The sequence below is a fragment of the Paenibacillus sp. J22FR21 genome, assembly GCF_056269135.1.
In genome coordinates, this window is sequence record NZ_JBWDNJ010000001.1 from 613,608 (window position 1) to 631,711 (window position 18,104).

An 18,104-nucleotide genomic window follows, 5' to 3' on the forward strand; every position below is an offset into this window, starting at 1 on the left:
GGGGATGAACGATGAGACCTAGAAAAATTCCACTGCGTAAATGTGTAGCTTGCCAGGAGATGAAGGCGAAGAAAGAGCTGATCCGCGTCGTTCGTACGCCTGATGAATCGGTTCTGATCGATTTGACGGGGAAGAAAGCAGGTCGCGGCGCTTATCTATGCGGGAAAGTCGCTTGCTTTAAGCTAGCCAAGAAGAGCAGAGCACTGGATCGGGCTTTGAAACAAACCGTTGGCATCGAAATCTATGATCAGCTCGAGCAAGATTTTATCGCTGTAGAGGACACGTTTAACGCGAATAAGGATGAGATCGATGACGAAGACGAAGCATAAATCGCTTAACACGCTAGGCATGGCGATGCGGGCCGGTAAGCTCGTTACCGGTGACGAAACCGTATTGAAAGCAATCCAGCAGGGAAAAGCGAAACTTGTCATAGTTGCCGGTGATGCATCAGATAATACGAAGAAGAAGTTTCGGGACAAATGTACCACTTACAATGTTAAACTCGTTGAAGCATTCGACCGAATTACGCTTGGAGAAGCAATCGGCAAGTCCGAGAGGGTTCTCATTGGTGTAACCGACTCAGGCTTTTCTAAAAGCATTGCACAGAGCTTAATTGAACCTACGGAGGTGGAGTATATTGACTAAACAACAAGACAAAGATAAAACACGCGTCTACGAATACGCGAAATCCCTAAATATGAGCAGCAAGGAAATCATTACGATCCTAAAGCGACTCAATCTTCCCGTTAACAATCATATGAGCGTCATGGAAAACGAAATGGTTTCGAAGGTGGAAGGTTTCTTCCGCGATATTAAAGCGAATGCAGCAGCGAAACGTGCCCAGGAGAGCGCGACCGTCTCTGCAGCAGCTCAGTCGTCTAATCGCCAGCAACCGCAAGGTCAGCCTGAACGTAAGGCTCAATCAAGCACGAATGCTCCAGCGCAAGGACACGGACAGGTCAACAAAAATACTCAGGAACAGCAGGGGAATATGAATACAACAAATACGCAAGCACCTAGCACAAATGCAGCTCCGACTGCGAACGCAGCACCTCAGCCGGCTAGTACACAAACTCCGGCAACTAGCGTAACAGCGGGCACGACACCGACGACCTCCACTCAACAGCCTACAACAGGCCAATCGCAAGGCAGCACAAGCTCCAATCCGCGTCCGCAAGGTCAAGGCGGCTATCAAGGCAACCGTCCGCAAGGTCAAGGTGGCGGCTATCAAGGCAACCGTCCGCAGGGTCAAGGTGGTCAAGGCGGTCAAGGTAATCGTCCACAAGGCCAAGGCGGCGGGTATCAAGGCAACCGTCCACAGGGTCAAGGCACTGGCTATCAAGGTAATCGCCCACAAGGTCAAGGCACCGGCTATCAAGGTAATCGTCCACAAGGCCAAGGCTCTTCGCAAGGTGGTCAAGGACAACGTCCAGCAGGTCAAGGTGGCGGTTACCAAGGCAACCGTCCAGCAGGTCAAGGTGCGGGCGGCGGTGGCGGTTATCAAGGCAACCGTCCAGCAGGTCAAGGTTCCAATTCAGGCGGAGGTCAAGGCGGCGGATTCCGTCCATCAACTCCACGTCCGGATCAAGCGAGTCAATCGCCGAGTCGTAGTAATGCACCGGCTCGTACATTCGAGTCACGCAGCACGACTTCCGATGATCATGCAAAGAAAAGAAACAATCCGAAGGCAGCTAACAGCAACTTCGGCGCGAATAAACGCTTTGAAGATTCCCGCACAGGCAACTTCAAAAACAACCGCGGCGGCAAAAACAATCGTGGTAAAGGACAACAGCAAGAACGCAAAGAGAAGATCGACAATACGCCGAAGAAAATTATTGTACGCGGCGAAGTGACGGTTGGCGAATTGGCTAAATTGCTGCATAAGGATGCTTCCGAGGTTATCAAGAAGCTCATTACGCTTGGCGTCATGGCTACCATTAACCAAGAGGTTGATCTAGATACTGTACAACTGATCTCAACGGAGTATGGCGTTGAAGTTGAAGTGAAGATTCCAGTGGAAGAAGATGCATTCGAAACACTGGAAGAGAAGGACGAAGAGGGTACACTTGAATCCCGTCCTCCGGTTGTAACCATCATGGGTCACGTCGATCATGGTAAAACAACGCTTCTTGATGCCATTAGACACACTAGCGTAACAAGCGGTGAAGCAGGCGGTATTACGCAGCATATCGGTGCTTACCAAGTTGAGATCAATAATAAGAAAATCACTTTCCTTGATACACCGGGTCACGAAGCGTTTACGCTCATGCGTGCTCGCGGTGCTCAAGTGACGGATATTACAATCATCGTTGTGGCAGCTGATGACGGTGTTATGCCTCAAACGATCGAAGCAATCAACCATGCTAAAGCAGCAGGCGTTCCGATTATCGTAGCGGTGAACAAAATCGATAAACCAGGCGCAGATGTTGATAAAATCAAACAAAGCATGACTGAATATGCACTCGTTCCGGAAGAGTGGGGCGGCGATACAATCTTCGTTAACGTGTCCGCGAAACAGCGCACGAACCTCGAAGAGCTGCTTGAAATGATATTGCTTGTAGCTGAAATGAACGACTACAAAGCAAATCCTAACAAACGTGCCCGCGGTACTGTAATTGAAGCCGAGCTGGATAAAGGTAAAGGTCCTGTTGCACGTATTCTGGTTCAACACGGTACACTTAAGATCGGCGATGCTTTCGTTGCGGGTAACTGCTTCGGTCGTGTTCGCGCCATGGTGAATGACAAAGGACGCCGTCTCAAAGAAGCGGGCCCAAGTACACCAATCGAGATTACCGGTCTGACAGAAGTACCGCAAGCCGGCGATCCATTCCTTGTATTCGAAGACGAGCGTAAAGCGCGTGCCATTGCAGATCGCCGTGCCATCAAGCACCGTCAATCCGAGCTTGGTGCAAATTCGAGAGTAACACTTGAAGATTTGTACAATCATATAAAAGAAGGCGAAATCAAGGATTTGAACGTAATCATCAAAGCTGACGTTCAAGGTTCCTCTGAGGCGCTTAAAGGATCGCTTGCCAAAATCGACATCGAAGGTGTGCGCGTTAAGATCATCCATAGCGGTGCCGGCGCGATCACGGAGTCCGATATCAACTTGGCAGCAGCATCGAGCGCGATCGTTATCGGCTTCAACGTTCGTCCAGAGCCGCAGGCGCTAGCAACTGCAGAGCAGGAGAAAGTTGATATTCGTCTTCACAGCATTATCTATAACGTGATTGACGAAATTGAGCATGCTATGAAAGGGATGCTTGATCCAATCTTCAAAGAGGTTATTATCGGTCAGGCTGAAGTGCGTAATATTTTCAAAGTTACCAAAGTCGGCGTTATTGCAGGCTGTATGGTTACTTCCGGGAAAATTACACGCAGTGCGAAGGCTCGCTTAATTCGTGCCGGAATTGTGGTTTTGGAAACCGAAATCGAATCGCTTAAAAGGTTCAAGGACGATGCAAAAGAAGTGGCGCAAGGCTACGAGTGCGGCATAACGCTCGAGAAGATGAACGACCTTAAAGAGGGAGACATCATCGAGGCTTACGTCCTGGAAAGTGTAGAGAGGTGATCAACCTATGGCTAAAGTCCGCGTAGGACGTGTAGGTGAACAAATTAAGAAAGAATTGAGCCAAATCATTCAGACAGAGCTCAAAGATCCGCGCATCGGTTTCATTACGGTAACCGGTGTTGATCTAACGAATGACCTATCGCAAGCACGTGTATATCTTAGCGTGCTGGGAAGCGAAGAGCAGAAAGAAGAAACGCTTAAAGCTCTTGCCCGCGGTACAGGTTTCATTCGCTCCGAGCTCGGCAAACGAATTCGATTCCGCCACACGCCGGAGCTGCTGTTTAAATTCGATGGCAGCATCGAGTACGGCAGTAAGATCGAAGCGTTGCTGCATACGATTAATGGCCGGAGCGGCGAATGACCGCGGCGAAAGCTGCGGTGTTCTCAGCCGCTTATCAAGAACAGCTGCAAGCGGCGCTTGAATTCATTCGAGACGGCAATCGGTTTCTTGTCGTCTCGCATGTTCAGCCGGATGGAGATGCAATCAGCTCGACGATCGTGGTCGGCTGGCTTCTTCGCCAGTTGGGCAAGCAGGCCGTACTGATTAATGAAGGCGCAGTGCCGATTCGTCTTCATTTCATGGAATCGTCTGCGTCAATCATTAATTATAGCAAGCAGCCATTGGAAGAAACATTTGACCGCATCATCGCTATTGATTGCGCGGACTTCCGCCGAATCGGGCGGATAAGTGAACGATTTGCCGAATCAGCTCAGTTGCTTAATATCGATCATCATCCTACTAATGATGCTTTCGGCACAGCTAACTTAATCCGAATCAATGCGGCCGCTACGGTCGAAATTTTATACGATCTTATCGAGCATGGGGCCATTTCACTTGATCGTGAAGTCGCTACCGCTATTTATACAGGTCTACTAACCGATACCGGCGGATTCCGTTACTCCAATACTACTCCAAGGGTCATGCAGGTTGCATCGCGCATGCTTGCGGAGGAAGTTGAAGGACACTGGATTGCCAACCATTTGCTGGAGCAAATGACCAAGCCCCAATTACTTCTCTTGCAGCGTGGACTGAATCGGTTGACGTTCTCGGATGATAACCGGATTGCATGGTTGTATGTGGCTTTCTCCGATATGGCAGAAACCGGTGCAGTTGGCGATGACCTTGAAGGTCTGGTTAACTACGCGGTAAACGTGGAAGGCGTTGACGTAGGCATCTTGTTTAAAGAAACCGAGAATGGCGACGTGAAAGTCAGCATGCGTTCTTCCGGTAAAGCAGATGTCGCGGCAATTGCACAAACATTTGGCGGCGGCGGACATGTTCGGGCAGCAGGCTTTCGTTTGGAGCAAGGCATGCAGGAAGCTATCGGCAAAGTTGTACAAGCAGCAAGTGAGGCGCTTACTCTATGATGGATGGCATTTTGGCAGTTTGGAAGCCGGCTGGCTGGACCTCGCATGACGTGGTCGCGAAAGTCAGAGGCATCGTTAAAGTCAAACGTATCGGCCATACGGGTACGCTGGATCCTGCTGTAACCGGTGTGCTGCCGCTATGTATTGGCCGTGCGACGCGCGTAGTCGAATATGTGCAGGAGCGGCCTAAAAGTTATGAAGCGGTGATGCAGTTTGGTATCGCGACAGATACAGAGGATTTAACCGGTACTGTGCTGGAAGAGCTGCCTTCTGTAACGTTGACTGAAGCGGATATTCGCCGTGTCTTGTCTTCGTTCTTAGGCGAGATCGAGCAAGTACCTCCGATGTATTCCGCTGTGCGAGTGGATGGAAAACGGTTATACGAGTTGGCACGCGAAGGTCAAGTGATCGAACGTAAATCCAGACCTGTATCGATTTATACACTGGATTTGCTGGAGATGAAGCTGGATCAACCGCATCCGACGATTCGTTTCTCCGTTTCCTGCTCCAAAGGCACTTATATTCGCACCTTGTGCGTGGATATTGGACAAGCCCTAGGTGTACCCGCTGTAATGGCGGAATTAACTCGAACGATGTCCGGAGGATTTACTAGAGAGCAGTGCTTCACCCTTGAACAAATCGCGCAGCTGCAAGCTGTCGGTGAACTGGAAGAGAAGCTCACGCCATCGGATGAAGCGCTTGATCATTTCCCCCGTGCTACAGTTAGCATGGAGAATGTGCAGCGCGCCTTCCAAGGCAAGCGAATCTACTTGAACGCGCTGTTCGATCATGGGGATTACAATACGGATTCCATCATACGCCTCTATGGCAATGACGGTACATTCGTCGGGTTGTTTACTCCGGATGAAGAAACAGCGACGCTTAAAGCTGTTAAGGTCTTTACCAAAACAGCAGATTAGTGAAGAACATAAAGCAGGTGTGACTGCAGTGGAAATCATTTCATTACAATATCCGATTGTCTCGACTCAAGCAGCGCTTTCAGCGAAACCGAAAACGGTGGCAATTGGTCATTTTGACGGCGTACATCGCGGCCATCAGAACGTGATTCGGCATGCAATGGAAGCTGCCCGAGCGGCAGGTTTGCAGGGAGCAATCATGACCTTTCATCCTCATCCGAAGGAAGTGCTTGGTCAAAGCGGTCAGTACACGGCAAGCCTAACTCCCCTTGAAGAGAAGGTGGAACGTTTTCGCGAATTAGGCGCACATGTCGTATACATCGTGAACTTTGATTTAGAGTTCGCGAGCGTTACGCCGTCTGACTTTGTCGAGTACGTGCTGCGTCCGCTTCAAGTGAAGCATGCGACGGTCGGCTTTGATTTTTCCTTTGGAGCCAAGGGTGCAGGGAAGCCGGAAACATTATGGGCGCTTGGTGAGCCTGATATCGAGGTGGAAATCGTGGATCCTTTCATGCAGGATGGAGATAAAGTAAGCAGCACGCTAATTCGTGAAGCACTTTCCGAAGGGCGGCCTGAAGTAGCGGAGCAGCTTCTCGGCGAACCGTACCAAGTACGGGGAGTCGTTATTCATGGGGAAGGCAGAGGACGGACGATCGGTTTTCCGACAGCGAACATTAAGCAAGAAGCAGCCTATGTGATTCCAAGACAAGGCGTTTATGCTGTAATGGTACAAGTTGACGGGAAGCGGGTGCCGGCTGTTCTCAACATTGGCGTGAAGCCGACTTTCCACGAGAAACTGCCAGAGCCTGTTATGGAGGCTCATCTGCTTGATTTCAGCGGTGATCTGTATGATAAATCCATAACGGTGCAATTCATTTCGTTCTTGCGAAGTGAGAAGAAGTTCGGCTCCATTGATGAATTGATTGCTCAAATCAAATCCGATGCCGAACAAGCGAGATCCGTTCTGGCTGCCTACAATAAGAATTAAGCTCGGCATTTACTTCTTATAGGCAGTTGTGGTATACTCTATTTCGTTGCGTAATCATGTTCTATTCTCACTACGCGCGACTTTACAGAACCTTAGCTTGGCCGGTTCGTTTTTCACCGGGCGACGGCGAGGCTAACGGCGATTATGATAGAAGGAGGTGAACATGGATGGCACTTACACAAGAGCGTAAACACCAATTGATCGACGAACACAAAACCCACGCGAACGATACCGGTTCTCCGGAAGTTCAAATCGCTATCCTGACGCAAAACATCGTCAACTTGACAGATCATCTTCGGACGCACAAGAAAGATCATCACTCGCGTCGCGGTCTGCTTAAGATGGTTGGTCAACGTCGTAAACTGTTGGCTTACTTGAAAAACAAAGACGTTAAACGTTACAGCGCATTGATCGAAAAACTCGGCCTTCGCCGATAATAGATGCGGGGATAAAAGCAACCTGGTTGTCAAGCCGCCTGGGATTCCAGGCTCAGCTGCACTGGGTTGCTTTTTGTAAATGAACCATACATAATATTTTTGAGCAGCTCCCTTCGGAGCTTTTCTTATAGGTAATTTTCCAGCAGTTTTTGGTATGTAAGTACGCGTATGGAAATTAATGAAACCTGACAGCCGAGCATTCCGGGTGGGATGTAGCGGCTTGCAGTTAAGGAGGAATAACATGCTGCATCGTGTAGAAACAACGCTTGGCGGCCGACCGTTCATTCTTGAAACGGGTCGTTTAGCCAAACAAGCAAACGCAGCGGTAACCGTGAAATACGGTGAAACTGTAGTATTATGTACGGTTGTATCATCCAGCGAACCGAAGAATCTAGACTTTTTCCCACTGACAGTCAACTATGAAGAACGTCTATATGCGGTAGGTAAAATTCCAGGCGGCTTCATCAAGCGTGAAGGACGTCCAAGTGAGAAGGCGATTTTGGCGAGCCGTTTGACAGACCGTCCGATTCGTCCGCTATTCCCTGAAGGCTTCCGTAACGAAGTTCAAATTGCTAACATCGTAATGAGCGTGGATCAAGATTGCACACCGGAAATCGCAGCGATGATCGGTACTTCCGCAGCGTTGACGTTGTCGGATATTCCGTTCAACGGCCCAATCGGCGGCGTAATTGTTGGCCGTATTGACGGTCAATTTATTATCAACCCGACCGTTGAGCAAGAAACGAAGAGCGACGTGTACGTTGTAGTATCAGGTACTAGAGATGCGATTATGATGGTAGAAGCGGAAGCAAACGAAGTGCCGGAGGATGTTATCCTAGAGGCGATCATGTTCGGTCACGATGAGATCAAACGTATCGTCGCAACAATTGATGAGCTTCAAGGCCTTGCTGGCAAACCGAAGGTTGAAGTGAAGCTGAAAACGGTAGATGCTGCTGTTAATGAGGCTGTTCGCGCGTTTGCGAAAGCACGACTTGTTGAAGCGGTAAGCATTGTGGAGAAGCATGCCCGTCAAGAAGCGATTGATGTCGTTAATGCAGACACGATTTCCCACTTTGAAGCTGAATATGCGGAAACGCCGGAGCTTCTTGGCGACGTGAAGGAAGTCCTTTACGATATCGTCAAAGAAGAAGTTCGTCGTTTGATCACGCACGATAAGGTTCGTCCGGATGGACGGGCTCTAAGCGAAATTCGTCCGATCGAATGTGATGTCGCGTTGCTGCCGCGTACGCATGGTTCCGGTTTGTTCACACGCGGACAAACGCAAGCACTAAGCATCTGTACGCTTGGCGCGCTTGGCGATGTACAAATTCTTGACGGCATCGATTTGACTGAAACAAAACGTTTCATGCATCATTATAATTTCCCGCCGTTCAGCGTAGGGGAAGCTAGACCACTTCGTCCTCCGGGCCGTCGTGAAATCGGTCACGGTGCTCTTGGTGAGCGTGCGTTGTCCAAAGTCATTCCGAACGAAACTGAATTCCCATATACGATTCGTCTCGTATCCGAGGTATTGGAATCGAACGGCTCAACCAGTCAAGCAAGTATCTGCGCAAGCACACTTGCTATGATGGATGCAGGCGTTCCGATCAAAGCACCGGTAGCGGGTATTGCAATGGGTCTTATCAAAGACGGGGATCACTTCTCCATTCTCTCGGATATTCAAGGGATGGAAGATCATCTTGGCGATATGGACTTTAAAGTTGCCGGCACTGCAGCAGGCGTAACTGCGATCCAAATGGATATCAAAATCGACGGTATCGATCGTGCGATCCTCGCGCAATCCTTGGAGCAAGCTCGCGTAGGCCGTTTGCACATTCTTGGTAAAATGAATGAAGTCATGCAAACACCTCGTACAAGCCTGTCGCAGTATGCACCGAAAATCGTCATCATGAAGATCCATCCGGACAAAATCCGTGATGTTATCGGCTCCGGCGGTAAAATCATCAACAAAATCATTGATGAAACCGGCGTAAAAATCGATATCGAACAAGACGGAACCGTGTTTATTGCGTCTTCTAATGCAGAAGCCAATGAGCGTGCAAAACAAATCATCGAAGGCATCGTACGTGAAGTTGTTGTAGGCGAGGTTTACCTCGGTACAGTGAAACGGATCGAGAAATTCGGCTGCTTCGTAGAAATTTTGCCAAACAAAGACGGTTTGGTTCATATTTCACAAATCTCCACAGAGCGTGTTGCTAAGGTTGAAGATGTCCTGAAAATTGGCGATCAAATTACCGTTAAAGTAACGGAAATCGATCAACAAGGCCGCATCAACTTGTCCCGCAAAGCGGTTCTGTCGCCTGAGGTTCCTGCTCAGCAGTCCTAAGGTATCGTAACAGACAAGAAATTAGAGACAGATGATAGCATCTGTCTCTTTTTTGTTGTTTCGTTGTCTTTCGCTTCTTCTCATAAAGTGGGCCGAGCCATAATATGATGAAGGAGAAGGGTGGGACAGCTCCTATGAAGCTGAAGAAAGCAATCGTCATGGCATCAGTCATGCTTATATTGATCACGTTTGTTAGGCTTAATAGCCCGCTCAATGAATACGTGACGCTCCTTAAGAATGGGGACCGTGCTGCATCCGTACCAGCGCTGTACGCATTTTCCGGAATCAACTCCGCTCTGATGGATATGATTCGTTCAGAGGCAGAGAAGAAGCGTATTGCGCCGGTTGATGCGAGAGTGGACCGGGTGTGGAAAGCGATACCGGGCTATAACGGGCTCGAGATTGATGTGGATAAGACCTATCGACTCATGGAGAACGCCCCAGAGAGTGAGCCTATTCGGTTTGTATACAAAGAAGTAGAACCGAAAATTAGTTTGAATGATCTCGGACGGGTCCCCATCTATAAAGGCAATCCAAACAAACCGATGGTAGCGCTGATGATTAACGTTGCTTGGGGAAATGAGTACATTCCTTCCATGCTGAATACGCTGAGGAAAGAAAATGTAAAAGCCACGTTCTTCTTCGACGGGACTTGGCTCAAGAAAAATACGGATGTTGCTAAGCAAATTCAAGCAGAGGGACATGAAATCTCGAATCATGCCTATACGCATCCGAAGATGAGTCAACTTGATCGGCGTTCTGCATATAATCAAATTGCAAAGACCGAAGCACTGCTTAAGTCGACCTTGAATGTTACGAATAATTGGTTCGCACCGCCTTCGGGCGATTTTAACCAAATGACGGTTGATGTCGCGGCAGAGCAAGGGCTCAAAACAGTCCTCTGGACGCTCGATACGGTTGACTGGACGCATCCGCCTGCCTACGCAATCATTCGTAAGGTGCGCACCCGCGTAGAGCCGGGATCGCTCATCCTCATGCATCCGACAGATTCATCAAGTGCAGCGCTTCAAGGGATGATTACCGCAATTAAGCAGAAAGGGCTTATGCTCGGAACGGTAAGTGAAACGCTTTCCCCCAAGAGAACCTCATTAGTTGAGGCAAGACCATAATTTTGTTATAGTGAAGTCATTGTATTTCTGCTAGATGGTAAAGAAGCAGCAGAAAACGTGTAGGAGGAACCGAATTGAATAACTATACCCTTAGCAATGGTTTACGCGTCGTAGTAGAATACATACCGACATTCCGATCGGTGGCCTTTGGGATTTGGGTCAAGACTGGCTCGCGAAATGAATCGCCTGAGAATAACGGGATTTCCCATTTTATCGAGCACATGTTGTTTAAAGGAACGGAACGTCACAGCGCCAAAGATATCGCAGATCTGTTCGATGGTATCGGCGGTAATGTAAATGCGTTCACAGCCAAAGAATACACCTGTTATTTTGCCAAAGTATTGGATCAGCATCTGCCAATCGCCGTGGATGCGCTAGCGGACATGTTCTTCAATTCACAAATGGACGCGGCGGAATTAGCAAAAGAGAAAAATGTCATACTCGAAGAAATATCGATGTACGAAGATACACCGGATGATAAGGTTCACGATGAAGCGTCTCGTGCTGCATATGGGGATCACCCGCTTGCTTATTCCATTCTAGGACTGGAAGAGCGGTTAAGTGCCATGAACGGCGACTCGCTGCGCGGCTACATGAAGAGCCAGTATCGAATTGATAATACCGTCATCAGTGTGGCAGGTAACGTTGAAGAAAAAGCTCTGCTGGAGCTGCTCGAGCAGCATTTTGGAGGATTCCAAAATAACGGGACGGAAACGGCGGTTTCCACACCAACCTTTAACGGGCAGTATCTGTTCCATAAGAAGAAAACCGAACAAAACCATATTTGTATCTCGTTCCCGGGCTGTTCGATTGCAGATCCGCAGCTGTATGCGATGATCTTGCTGAACAATGCGGTAGGCGGAGGCATGAGCTCCAGACTGTTCCAAGAAATCCGTGAGAAACGCGGTCTTGCTTATTCGGTTTATTCCTATCATACGTCTTATGCTGATAGTGGACTATTTACTGTTTATGCAGGGACAGCGCCTAAGCAAACAAAAGAAGTACTGGAGCTGACGATGGCTCAAATGCATGACTTGGCCGTGAAAGGGCTGACGGATACGGAACTGCACCGCGGTAAAGAGCAGCTTAAAGGAAGTCTGATTCTTAGTCTTGAAAGCACGTCCAGCCGGATGAACCGACTTGGCAAAAACGAGCTGATGCTTGGCCGTCACTATACGCTGGACGAAATGCTGAAGCGAATTGATGATGTCGATATGAAGGATATTCAAGACGTAACGAAACGAATGCTTTCTGTTCCTTTTGCTGTGGCGATGGTCGGCAGTAACGATAAAGCAGCAGCGTCAATCGGGAGGGATTCACTTGTTTCAAGTACTCTTTAAACGACTACCCGGCAATGAAGAAATCGCGCTGCCACGCAAGATGTCGGAGCTTGCCGCGGGATTCGATCTTCAAGCGGCAGTAAACGAGCCTGTAATCTTGAAGCCGGGAGAGCGCAAGCTCATCCCAACGGGGTTCTCGATGGCTATGCCTGCGGAACTGGAAGCGCAAATCCGTCCCAGAAGCGGGCTTGCTTATAAGCATGGAATTACATGCTTGAATTCTCCCGGGACAATTGATGCAGATTACCGCGGGGAGGTAAAGGTGCTGCTGGTTAATCTGGGGCAGGAGCCATTTACCATTGAACGTGGGGAGCGCATTGCGCAGATGCTGTTCCAAATCGTGCCTGATGTAGCGATTACTGAATTGGATGAGCTGCCTGATACCGTACGCGGTGCAGGCGGCTTCGGCCACACAGGGGTTTAACCTTAAGCTGCAAAGGTAGAAATTATATTTTTATTGTACGAAGAGCACCGGGGCAGCAGCCCTGGTGCTTTTTTGTCTCTTCATGACGCTCGAATTTGATTTTCACCCCGCTCTGGGCGGATGCATAAGATGGTCTATAACCAAGTGCGCATACTGTCATTTGGGTTGCCTTAACGGAAGGCGCTGGGGCAGTTAGAGAGGTGCTGCTAACCGAGCCGCGGTATACGCGCGTCTAACGGTTACAGTAGTACTGCTAACCGAGCCGCGATGCACGCGCGTCTAACGGTTACAGTAGCACTGCTAACCGAGCCGCGATGCACGCGCGTCTAACGGTTACAGTAGGAAAGGAGTGATACCCTTATGTTGACAGGGGTTCAGGTCTTGCTTCTTGGCGGTGACGCTCGGGGGCTTGAGGTCATCCGGAAGCTGACCGAGCTCGATGCGTCGGTAACGGTTGCGGGCTTTGATCAGCTGCATTCCTCACTGGACGGAGCGGTGCGCGCCGAGCTCAGCGAGGATTTATTTGCGAATGCCGATGCGCTTGTGCTTCCGGCTGTCGGAACGGACGATGACGGCAAAATCATTGCTGTTTTCAGTGACCGCGAATTAATGCTGACTGATGAGTATGTTGCACGTTTACCGAAGCATTGCACCGTGTATACGGGGATGGCAAAGCCATATTTGCGGAATTTATGCGGCAAATATGCCATTAGGCTTGTTGAATTGTTCGACCGCGATGATGTTGCCATTTATAACTCGATCCCGACAGCGGAAGGTGCTGTCATGATGGCCATTCAGAACACGGATATTACCATTCATGGTTCATCTTGTATGGTGCTCGGAATCGGTAGAACAGGATTTACATTGGCACGAACCTTGCAGGGACTTGGGGCAAAAGTGAAGGTAGGGGTGCGCCGCGAGGAGCATTTTGCAAGGGCGTATGAGATGGGGTTTGAACCCTTCTACATCAAGCAATTACAGCAGTTTGTGGGGAATATTGACTTGCTTTTTAATACAATTCCGACTATGATAGTCACAGCGCAAATTATAGCAAATTTGCCATCGCGAGCGGTCATAATTGACCTCGCTTCGAAGCCCGGCGGAACGGATTTCCGCTTTGCCGAGAAGCGCGGAATTAAAGCGTTGCTCGCCCCCGGCCTACCAGGAATCGTCGCACCCAAAACCGCTGGACGTATCATTGCGGATTGTTTAAGTCGATTGATTGAGGAAGATTTCAGGCAACGGGGGAATGAGCAATGAAATGGCAAGGCAAAACGGTGGGCTATGCGCTCTCCGGTTCTCACTGTACGTTTGCAGAGGTCATGCCGGTCATTCAGCGGTTTGTTGACGAGGGAGCGAATGTAGTTCCGATTGTGACGCAAACGCTGATTACTACGGATACGCGATTTGGAACTGCGGCAGAGTGGCAGCGGCAACTGAAATCCATCACTGGCAATGAAATTATTTCGACAATCGTCGATGCTGAGCCCCTGGGGCCGTCTAAACTGCTCGACGTTCTTGTTATTGCACCTTGCACGGGCAATACGACAAGTAAACTCGCCAATGCGATGACAGATAGTCCTGTACTCATGGCTGCGAAAGCGCAGATGCGCAACCAACGCCCGCTTGTTCTCGCAATCTCGACGAATGACGGTCTCGGCTTAAACGCCGCTAACATTGCAAAACTTTTAGTATGTAAAAACGTTTATTTTGTACCCTTCGGACAGGATAATCCTATCCAGAAGCCTAACTCGCTTGTCGCCAAGATGGAGCTGGTACCTGAGGCTTGTGAAGCCGCCTTACTAGGTAAACAGCTGCAGCCTTTATTGATTGAACGTTCTTAATTTGTAAGTAGTAAAATCTCAATTTTACGAATTCAGATGTAATTGGAGTAATCCTTGACTGACGTTCTTTTTTTGAGGGGAGACAACAACCAGCATGTCGAATCAGAAGTTGTTTAACGTCGCAGTAGTTGGTGCGACAGGCGCAGTAGGAGAACAAATCATTGGTTTGCTCGAGAAAAGGGATTTTCCGATTGCTGAACTGAAATTGCTGTCTTCCGCACGTTCTGCAGGTACGAAGATCATATTCAAGGGAAAAGAAATTACGGTGGAGGAAGCTTCACCGGATAGCTTTAAAGGAATCGAAATCGCCTTGTTCAGTGCGGGCGGCGATGTGACTAAAGCACTTGCCCCCCACGCTGTCGAGCATGGCGCTGTTTGTATCGATAATACGAATGCTTATCGGATGGACCCGGATACGCCGCTAGTCGTACCTGAGGTGAATATCGATAAGGTAAACGATCACAAAGGGATCATTGCGAATCCGAATTGCTCGACGATCCAACTGGTTGCAGCGTTGAAGCCACTGCAAGACCGTTATGGTATTTCACGAATTATCGTTTCCACCTATCAAGCCGTTTCCGGCGCAGGCAGTCGTGCAATCGACGAGATGCTGCGTCAAACTCGCGAGGTGCTGGATGGCAATGACCTGATACCGGATATATTGCCGGTAGGGTCGTTACCCGTGAAGCATCAGATTGCATTCAACGCCATTCCGCAAATTGATAAGTTTCAAGACAACGGTTATACGCTTGAAGAAATGAAGATGGTTCGCGAAACAAAGAAAATCTTGGGCGATGAGTCCATCGACGTAACAGCGACATGTGTTCGTATTCCTGTCGTTTATGGTCACTCGGAGTCCGTATACGTAGAGCTCAAAAAAAATTATGAACTGGAAGACGTCAGGACGCTCATTGCTGAAGCTCCGGGTGTCGAGCTTGTCGACGATCCTGCAGGTCAACGTTATCCGCTTGCTACTGAAGCGGCAGGCAAACCTGAAGTGTTCGTGGGACGACTTCGCCGTGATCTAGGCCATGCACGCGGTTTGAATCTATGGATTGTTTCCGATAATCTGCTCAAAGGTGCAGCATGGAATGCTGTACAAATCGCAGAATACATTGCAATTGAGAAAGAATAGACACTACACAAGTGAAGCAGGTTGTTCAGGAAGCTAACGATTCGGCGACGTTGTTCTCGTTCGGATACGGAGGCTTGTGAATGCGCATCCTCGTTCAGAAGTTCGGCGGGACTTCATTGTCCTCGGACGAAGCAAGACGATTAGTAATCGGACATATTGATCGGGAACGGCAACGACAGTACGGACTCGTCGTTGTCGTCTCAGCAATGGGGAGAAAAGGCGATCCCTATGCAACGGACACGCTTCTCTCGCTTATTCGCAATCACGGTGATTCATTGCCTGCCAAAGAACGCGATATGCTGCAGGGTTGCGGAGAAATCATCTCCGCTGCTTTATTGTGCAGCTTGCTGCGTGCCTCAGGGATCGCAGCAATCGCTTTGACCGGCGGTGGCGCAGGTATTATTACAGATAATCAATATGGGCGTGCCCGTATTATTGAAATTCGGACGGAAGCCATTCATAAAGCGCTTGAGGATGGCCAAGTTGTAATCGTTACCGGATTTCAAGGTATAACCGAAGCAGGGGATATTACGACGCTCGGCAGAGGTGGCAGCGATACTTCGGCAACTGCCTTAGGGGCTGCACTCCGCGCAGAGCGAGTCGATATTTATACAGATGTAAACGGCATTCTAACCGCAGATCCCAGGATCGTGAAGGATGCTCGGCCGTTATCCGTAATCAGCTATGCTGAGATCGGCAATATGGCAAGGCAAGGCGCGAAAGTTATTCATCCGCGAGCAGTAGAGATTGCACAGCAAGCGCGCATTCCGCTTCGCGTACGTTCTACCTTCTCTGAAGAGGAAGGTACGCTTGTGACAGACACCTTCGATGCTGCTGCCAAAGCTTCTGCAGTGCGCGATCGTCATGTCACAGGTGTGGCGCATGTCAGCGGCGTAACTCAAATTACGGTACAGGCGCAGGATGGTCACACCGATGTCCAATTGCAAGTGTTTCAAGCAATGGCAAGGCATCAAATCAGTGTTGATTTTATTAACGTAAATCCCGGTGGAGCAGTATATACCGTATTCGATCATGATGCAGACAAAGCGGTTTCGGTTCTGCATGATATCGGTTATGCACCGCGAGCAGTAAGCGGATGTGCCAAAATCTCCGTCATAGGCGGCGGAATGAACGGTGTTCCCGGCATCATGGCACGTATTGTGGAAGCGCTGACGGAGCAAGGCATTCCGATCTTGCAATCCGCAGATTCCAATACTACAATCTGGGTGCTGGTCAGTGAAAATTATATGGCCGGCGCACTGCAGGCGCTGCACACTAAATTCTCATTACATGAATAGCAATCGTAAGTAGTCCTTATAATCATGCAATCTCGAAACACGATACCAGATTACGGAGTCGAGACAGCCGATTCACCTTGGGAGGAATCATACATGGATTTCGGAAGAATAATTACGGCAATGGTTACCCCGTTCCATGCGGACGGGTCGATTGACTGGGAAACGACAGGGCGGTTAATGGACTACTTGATCGAGGATCAGCAAAGCGACAGCATCGTGGTTTCCGGGACGACCGGTGAATCTCCTACGCTGACGGATGACGAGAAGATCGCTTTGTTTACTTATGCTGTAGAGCACGCTCGCGGACGCTGCAAAATTATTGCAGGCTCCGGAAGCAATGAAACGGCACATTCGATCCACTTGACTCAAGTGGCTGAGAAATGCGGAGTAGATGGGGCATTATTGGTTGTGCCTTACTACAACAAGCCGACGCAAGAAGGCATTTTCCAGCACTTCAAAGTTATCGCTGAAGGCACTAAATTGCCAATTATGGTTTATAACGTACCTGGCCGTACGATTGTCAGCATGTCTGCGGAGACTACACTTCGTCTTGCGCAAATTCCGAATATCGTGGCTACGAAAGAGTGTGCTTCCCTGGACCAAGTGACATTAATTGCTTCGCAAGCGCCTGCAGGTTTCCGCGTTTACAGCGGTGATGACAGCAGTGCTCTGCCTGCGGTTGCTGTAGGGGCTCATGGTATTGTCAGCGTGGCCAGCCATATTATCGGCAAGCAGATTCGTGAAATCATCGAGTCTTATTTGAAGGGCGATGTTGCACAAGCCTACAAGGTGCATGCCGCTTCGCTGCCTATTTTCAGAGGACTGTTTGATCTTCCGAACCCTGTCCTTGTGAAAGCGGCACTGAACCTGAAAGGATTGCCTGTAGGAGGCGTTCGTTTGCCTCTTGTGGATGCAAACGAGTCAGAGTTAGCTGCGCTCCGGGGTATTTTGAACTAATACGCTATTCACTGCTCGTGGTACTTCATTCCGCAGTCGCCACAAACCGGTGCGCTTGCATCGGTTTTTTGTTTGTACATAGAGAAGGTCATTCTTGATTGGACATTTTCTGCTTTACTTGTTTTTCGTATTTTCAATCATGTATAATGAAAGCAAGTGACGGTGTGCGGCAAAATATTGAAAATGTGTAACGCCAAGGGTGGCGTTGAACAGCACTAGTTATTACTTGTATGAAGCGCGTTCCTGCGGGAGGAACGTCCAGCCATACAATTTGGACAACTATTATATAAGTTCGATCAGATTAGCTTCGGTTTCTGTCGTTTCGGCAGTGATGAGGTCTGGTTTGTT

General features: G+C 49.1%; 17 protein-coding genes. All 17 read left to right on the plus strand.

From position 1 onward, the window contains the following. Positions 1 to 11 precede the first annotated feature (11 nt). The 17 genes from rnpM to dapA all read left to right on the plus strand — a co-directional run bounded on the left by rnpM (position 12) and on the right by dapA (position 17,756). Positions 12 to 329 carry an RNase P modulator RnpM gene (gene rnpM / locus AC0YNS_RS03130; RefSeq protein WP_210661455.1) on the plus strand — a complete coding sequence of 106 codons (318 nt, stop codon included), beginning with the start codon at positions 12 to 14 and terminating at the stop codon, positions 327 to 329. Continuing rightward, positions 310 to 645, plus strand: coding sequence for a L7Ae/L30e/S12e/Gadd45 family ribosomal protein (locus AC0YNS_RS03135; protein WP_475779569.1), 336 nt, complete (start codon positions 310 to 312; stop codon positions 643 to 645). The genes rnpM and AC0YNS_RS03135 overlap by 20 nt, the downstream gene beginning before the upstream one ends. Beyond that, entirely contained in the window at positions 638 to 3,571 is a 2,934-nt protein-coding gene (infB, locus tag AC0YNS_RS03140; protein WP_475779570.1) for a translation initiation factor IF-2, read from the plus strand. Before AC0YNS_RS03135 ends, infB begins: the two co-directional genes overlap by 8 nt. Before the next feature lie 7 nt (positions 3,572 to 3,578). Then, positions 3,579 to 3,932, plus strand: a complete 354-nt coding sequence (gene rbfA, locus AC0YNS_RS03145) for a 30S ribosome-binding factor RbfA (RefSeq protein WP_475779571.1) — start codon at positions 3,579 to 3,581, stop codon at positions 3,930 to 3,932. Continuing rightward, complete coding sequence (locus AC0YNS_RS03150) at positions 3,929 to 4,939, plus strand: DHH family phosphoesterase (protein WP_475779572.1); 1,011 nt, start codon at positions 3,929 to 3,931, stop codon at positions 4,937 to 4,939. Before rbfA ends, AC0YNS_RS03150 begins: the two co-directional genes overlap by 4 nt. Then, entirely contained in the window at positions 4,936 to 5,859 is a 924-nt protein-coding gene (gene truB / locus AC0YNS_RS03155) for a tRNA pseudouridine(55) synthase TruB (RefSeq protein ID WP_475779573.1), read from the plus strand. Before AC0YNS_RS03150 ends, truB begins: the two co-directional genes overlap by 4 nt. Before the next feature lie 28 nt (positions 5,860 to 5,887). After that, positions 5,888 to 6,844: a bifunctional riboflavin kinase/FAD synthetase gene (locus tag AC0YNS_RS03160; RefSeq protein WP_475779574.1), complete on the plus strand. Its 957-nt coding sequence runs from the start codon at positions 5,888 to 5,890 to the stop codon at positions 6,842 to 6,844. Between the two features lie 167 nt (positions 6,845 to 7,011). After that, the gene (gene rpsO, locus AC0YNS_RS03165; RefSeq protein WP_090574209.1) at positions 7,012 to 7,281 is read left to right on the plus strand and encodes a 30S ribosomal protein S15; all 270 of its coding nucleotides are present in this window, start codon (positions 7,012 to 7,014) and stop codon (positions 7,279 to 7,281) included. A 241-nt stretch (positions 7,282 to 7,522) separates the two neighbouring features. Then, positions 7,523 to 9,628 carry a polyribonucleotide nucleotidyltransferase gene (gene pnp / locus AC0YNS_RS03170; protein ID WP_475779575.1) on the plus strand — a complete coding sequence of 702 codons (2,106 nt, stop codon included), beginning with the start codon at positions 7,523 to 7,525 and terminating at the stop codon, positions 9,626 to 9,628. Positions 9,629 to 9,762: 134 nt separating this feature from the next. Then, entirely contained in the window at positions 9,763 to 10,758 is a 996-nt protein-coding gene (locus AC0YNS_RS03175) for a polysaccharide deacetylase family protein (protein WP_475779576.1), read from the plus strand. A 74-nt stretch (positions 10,759 to 10,832) separates the two neighbouring features. Beyond that, complete coding sequence (locus AC0YNS_RS03180; RefSeq protein ID WP_090976440.1) at positions 10,833 to 12,098, plus strand: M16 family metallopeptidase; 1,266 nt, start codon at positions 10,833 to 10,835, stop codon at positions 12,096 to 12,098. Then, a complete protein-coding gene (dut, locus tag AC0YNS_RS03185; RefSeq protein ID WP_475779577.1) occupies positions 12,079 to 12,522 on the plus strand; it encodes a dUTP diphosphatase in 444 nt (147 codons plus the stop codon). Before AC0YNS_RS03180 ends, dut begins: the two co-directional genes overlap by 20 nt. 360 nt (positions 12,523 to 12,882) lie before the next feature. After that, entirely contained in the window at positions 12,883 to 13,782 is a 900-nt protein-coding gene (gene dpsA, locus AC0YNS_RS03190; RefSeq protein WP_475779578.1) for a dipicolinate synthase subunit DpsA, read from the plus strand. After that, positions 13,779 to 14,366, plus strand: a complete 588-nt coding sequence (locus tag AC0YNS_RS03195) for a dipicolinate synthase subunit B (RefSeq protein ID WP_090976436.1) — start codon at positions 13,779 to 13,781, stop codon at positions 14,364 to 14,366. Before dpsA ends, AC0YNS_RS03195 begins: the two co-directional genes overlap by 4 nt. Positions 14,367 to 14,460: 94 nt before the next feature. After that, positions 14,461 to 15,501 carry an aspartate-semialdehyde dehydrogenase gene (locus AC0YNS_RS03200; protein WP_475779579.1) on the plus strand — a complete coding sequence of 347 codons (1,041 nt, stop codon included), beginning with the start codon at positions 14,461 to 14,463 and terminating at the stop codon, positions 15,499 to 15,501. 80 nt (positions 15,502 to 15,581) lie between these two features. After that, positions 15,582 to 16,799, plus strand: a complete 1,218-nt coding sequence (gene dapG, locus AC0YNS_RS03205) for an aspartate kinase (protein ID WP_475779580.1) — start codon at positions 15,582 to 15,584, stop codon at positions 16,797 to 16,799. Between the two features lie 93 nt (positions 16,800 to 16,892). Next, complete coding sequence (gene dapA / locus AC0YNS_RS03210; protein ID WP_475779581.1) at positions 16,893 to 17,756, plus strand: 4-hydroxy-tetrahydrodipicolinate synthase; 864 nt, start codon at positions 16,893 to 16,895, stop codon at positions 17,754 to 17,756. Positions 17,757 to 18,104 lie beyond the last annotated feature (348 nt).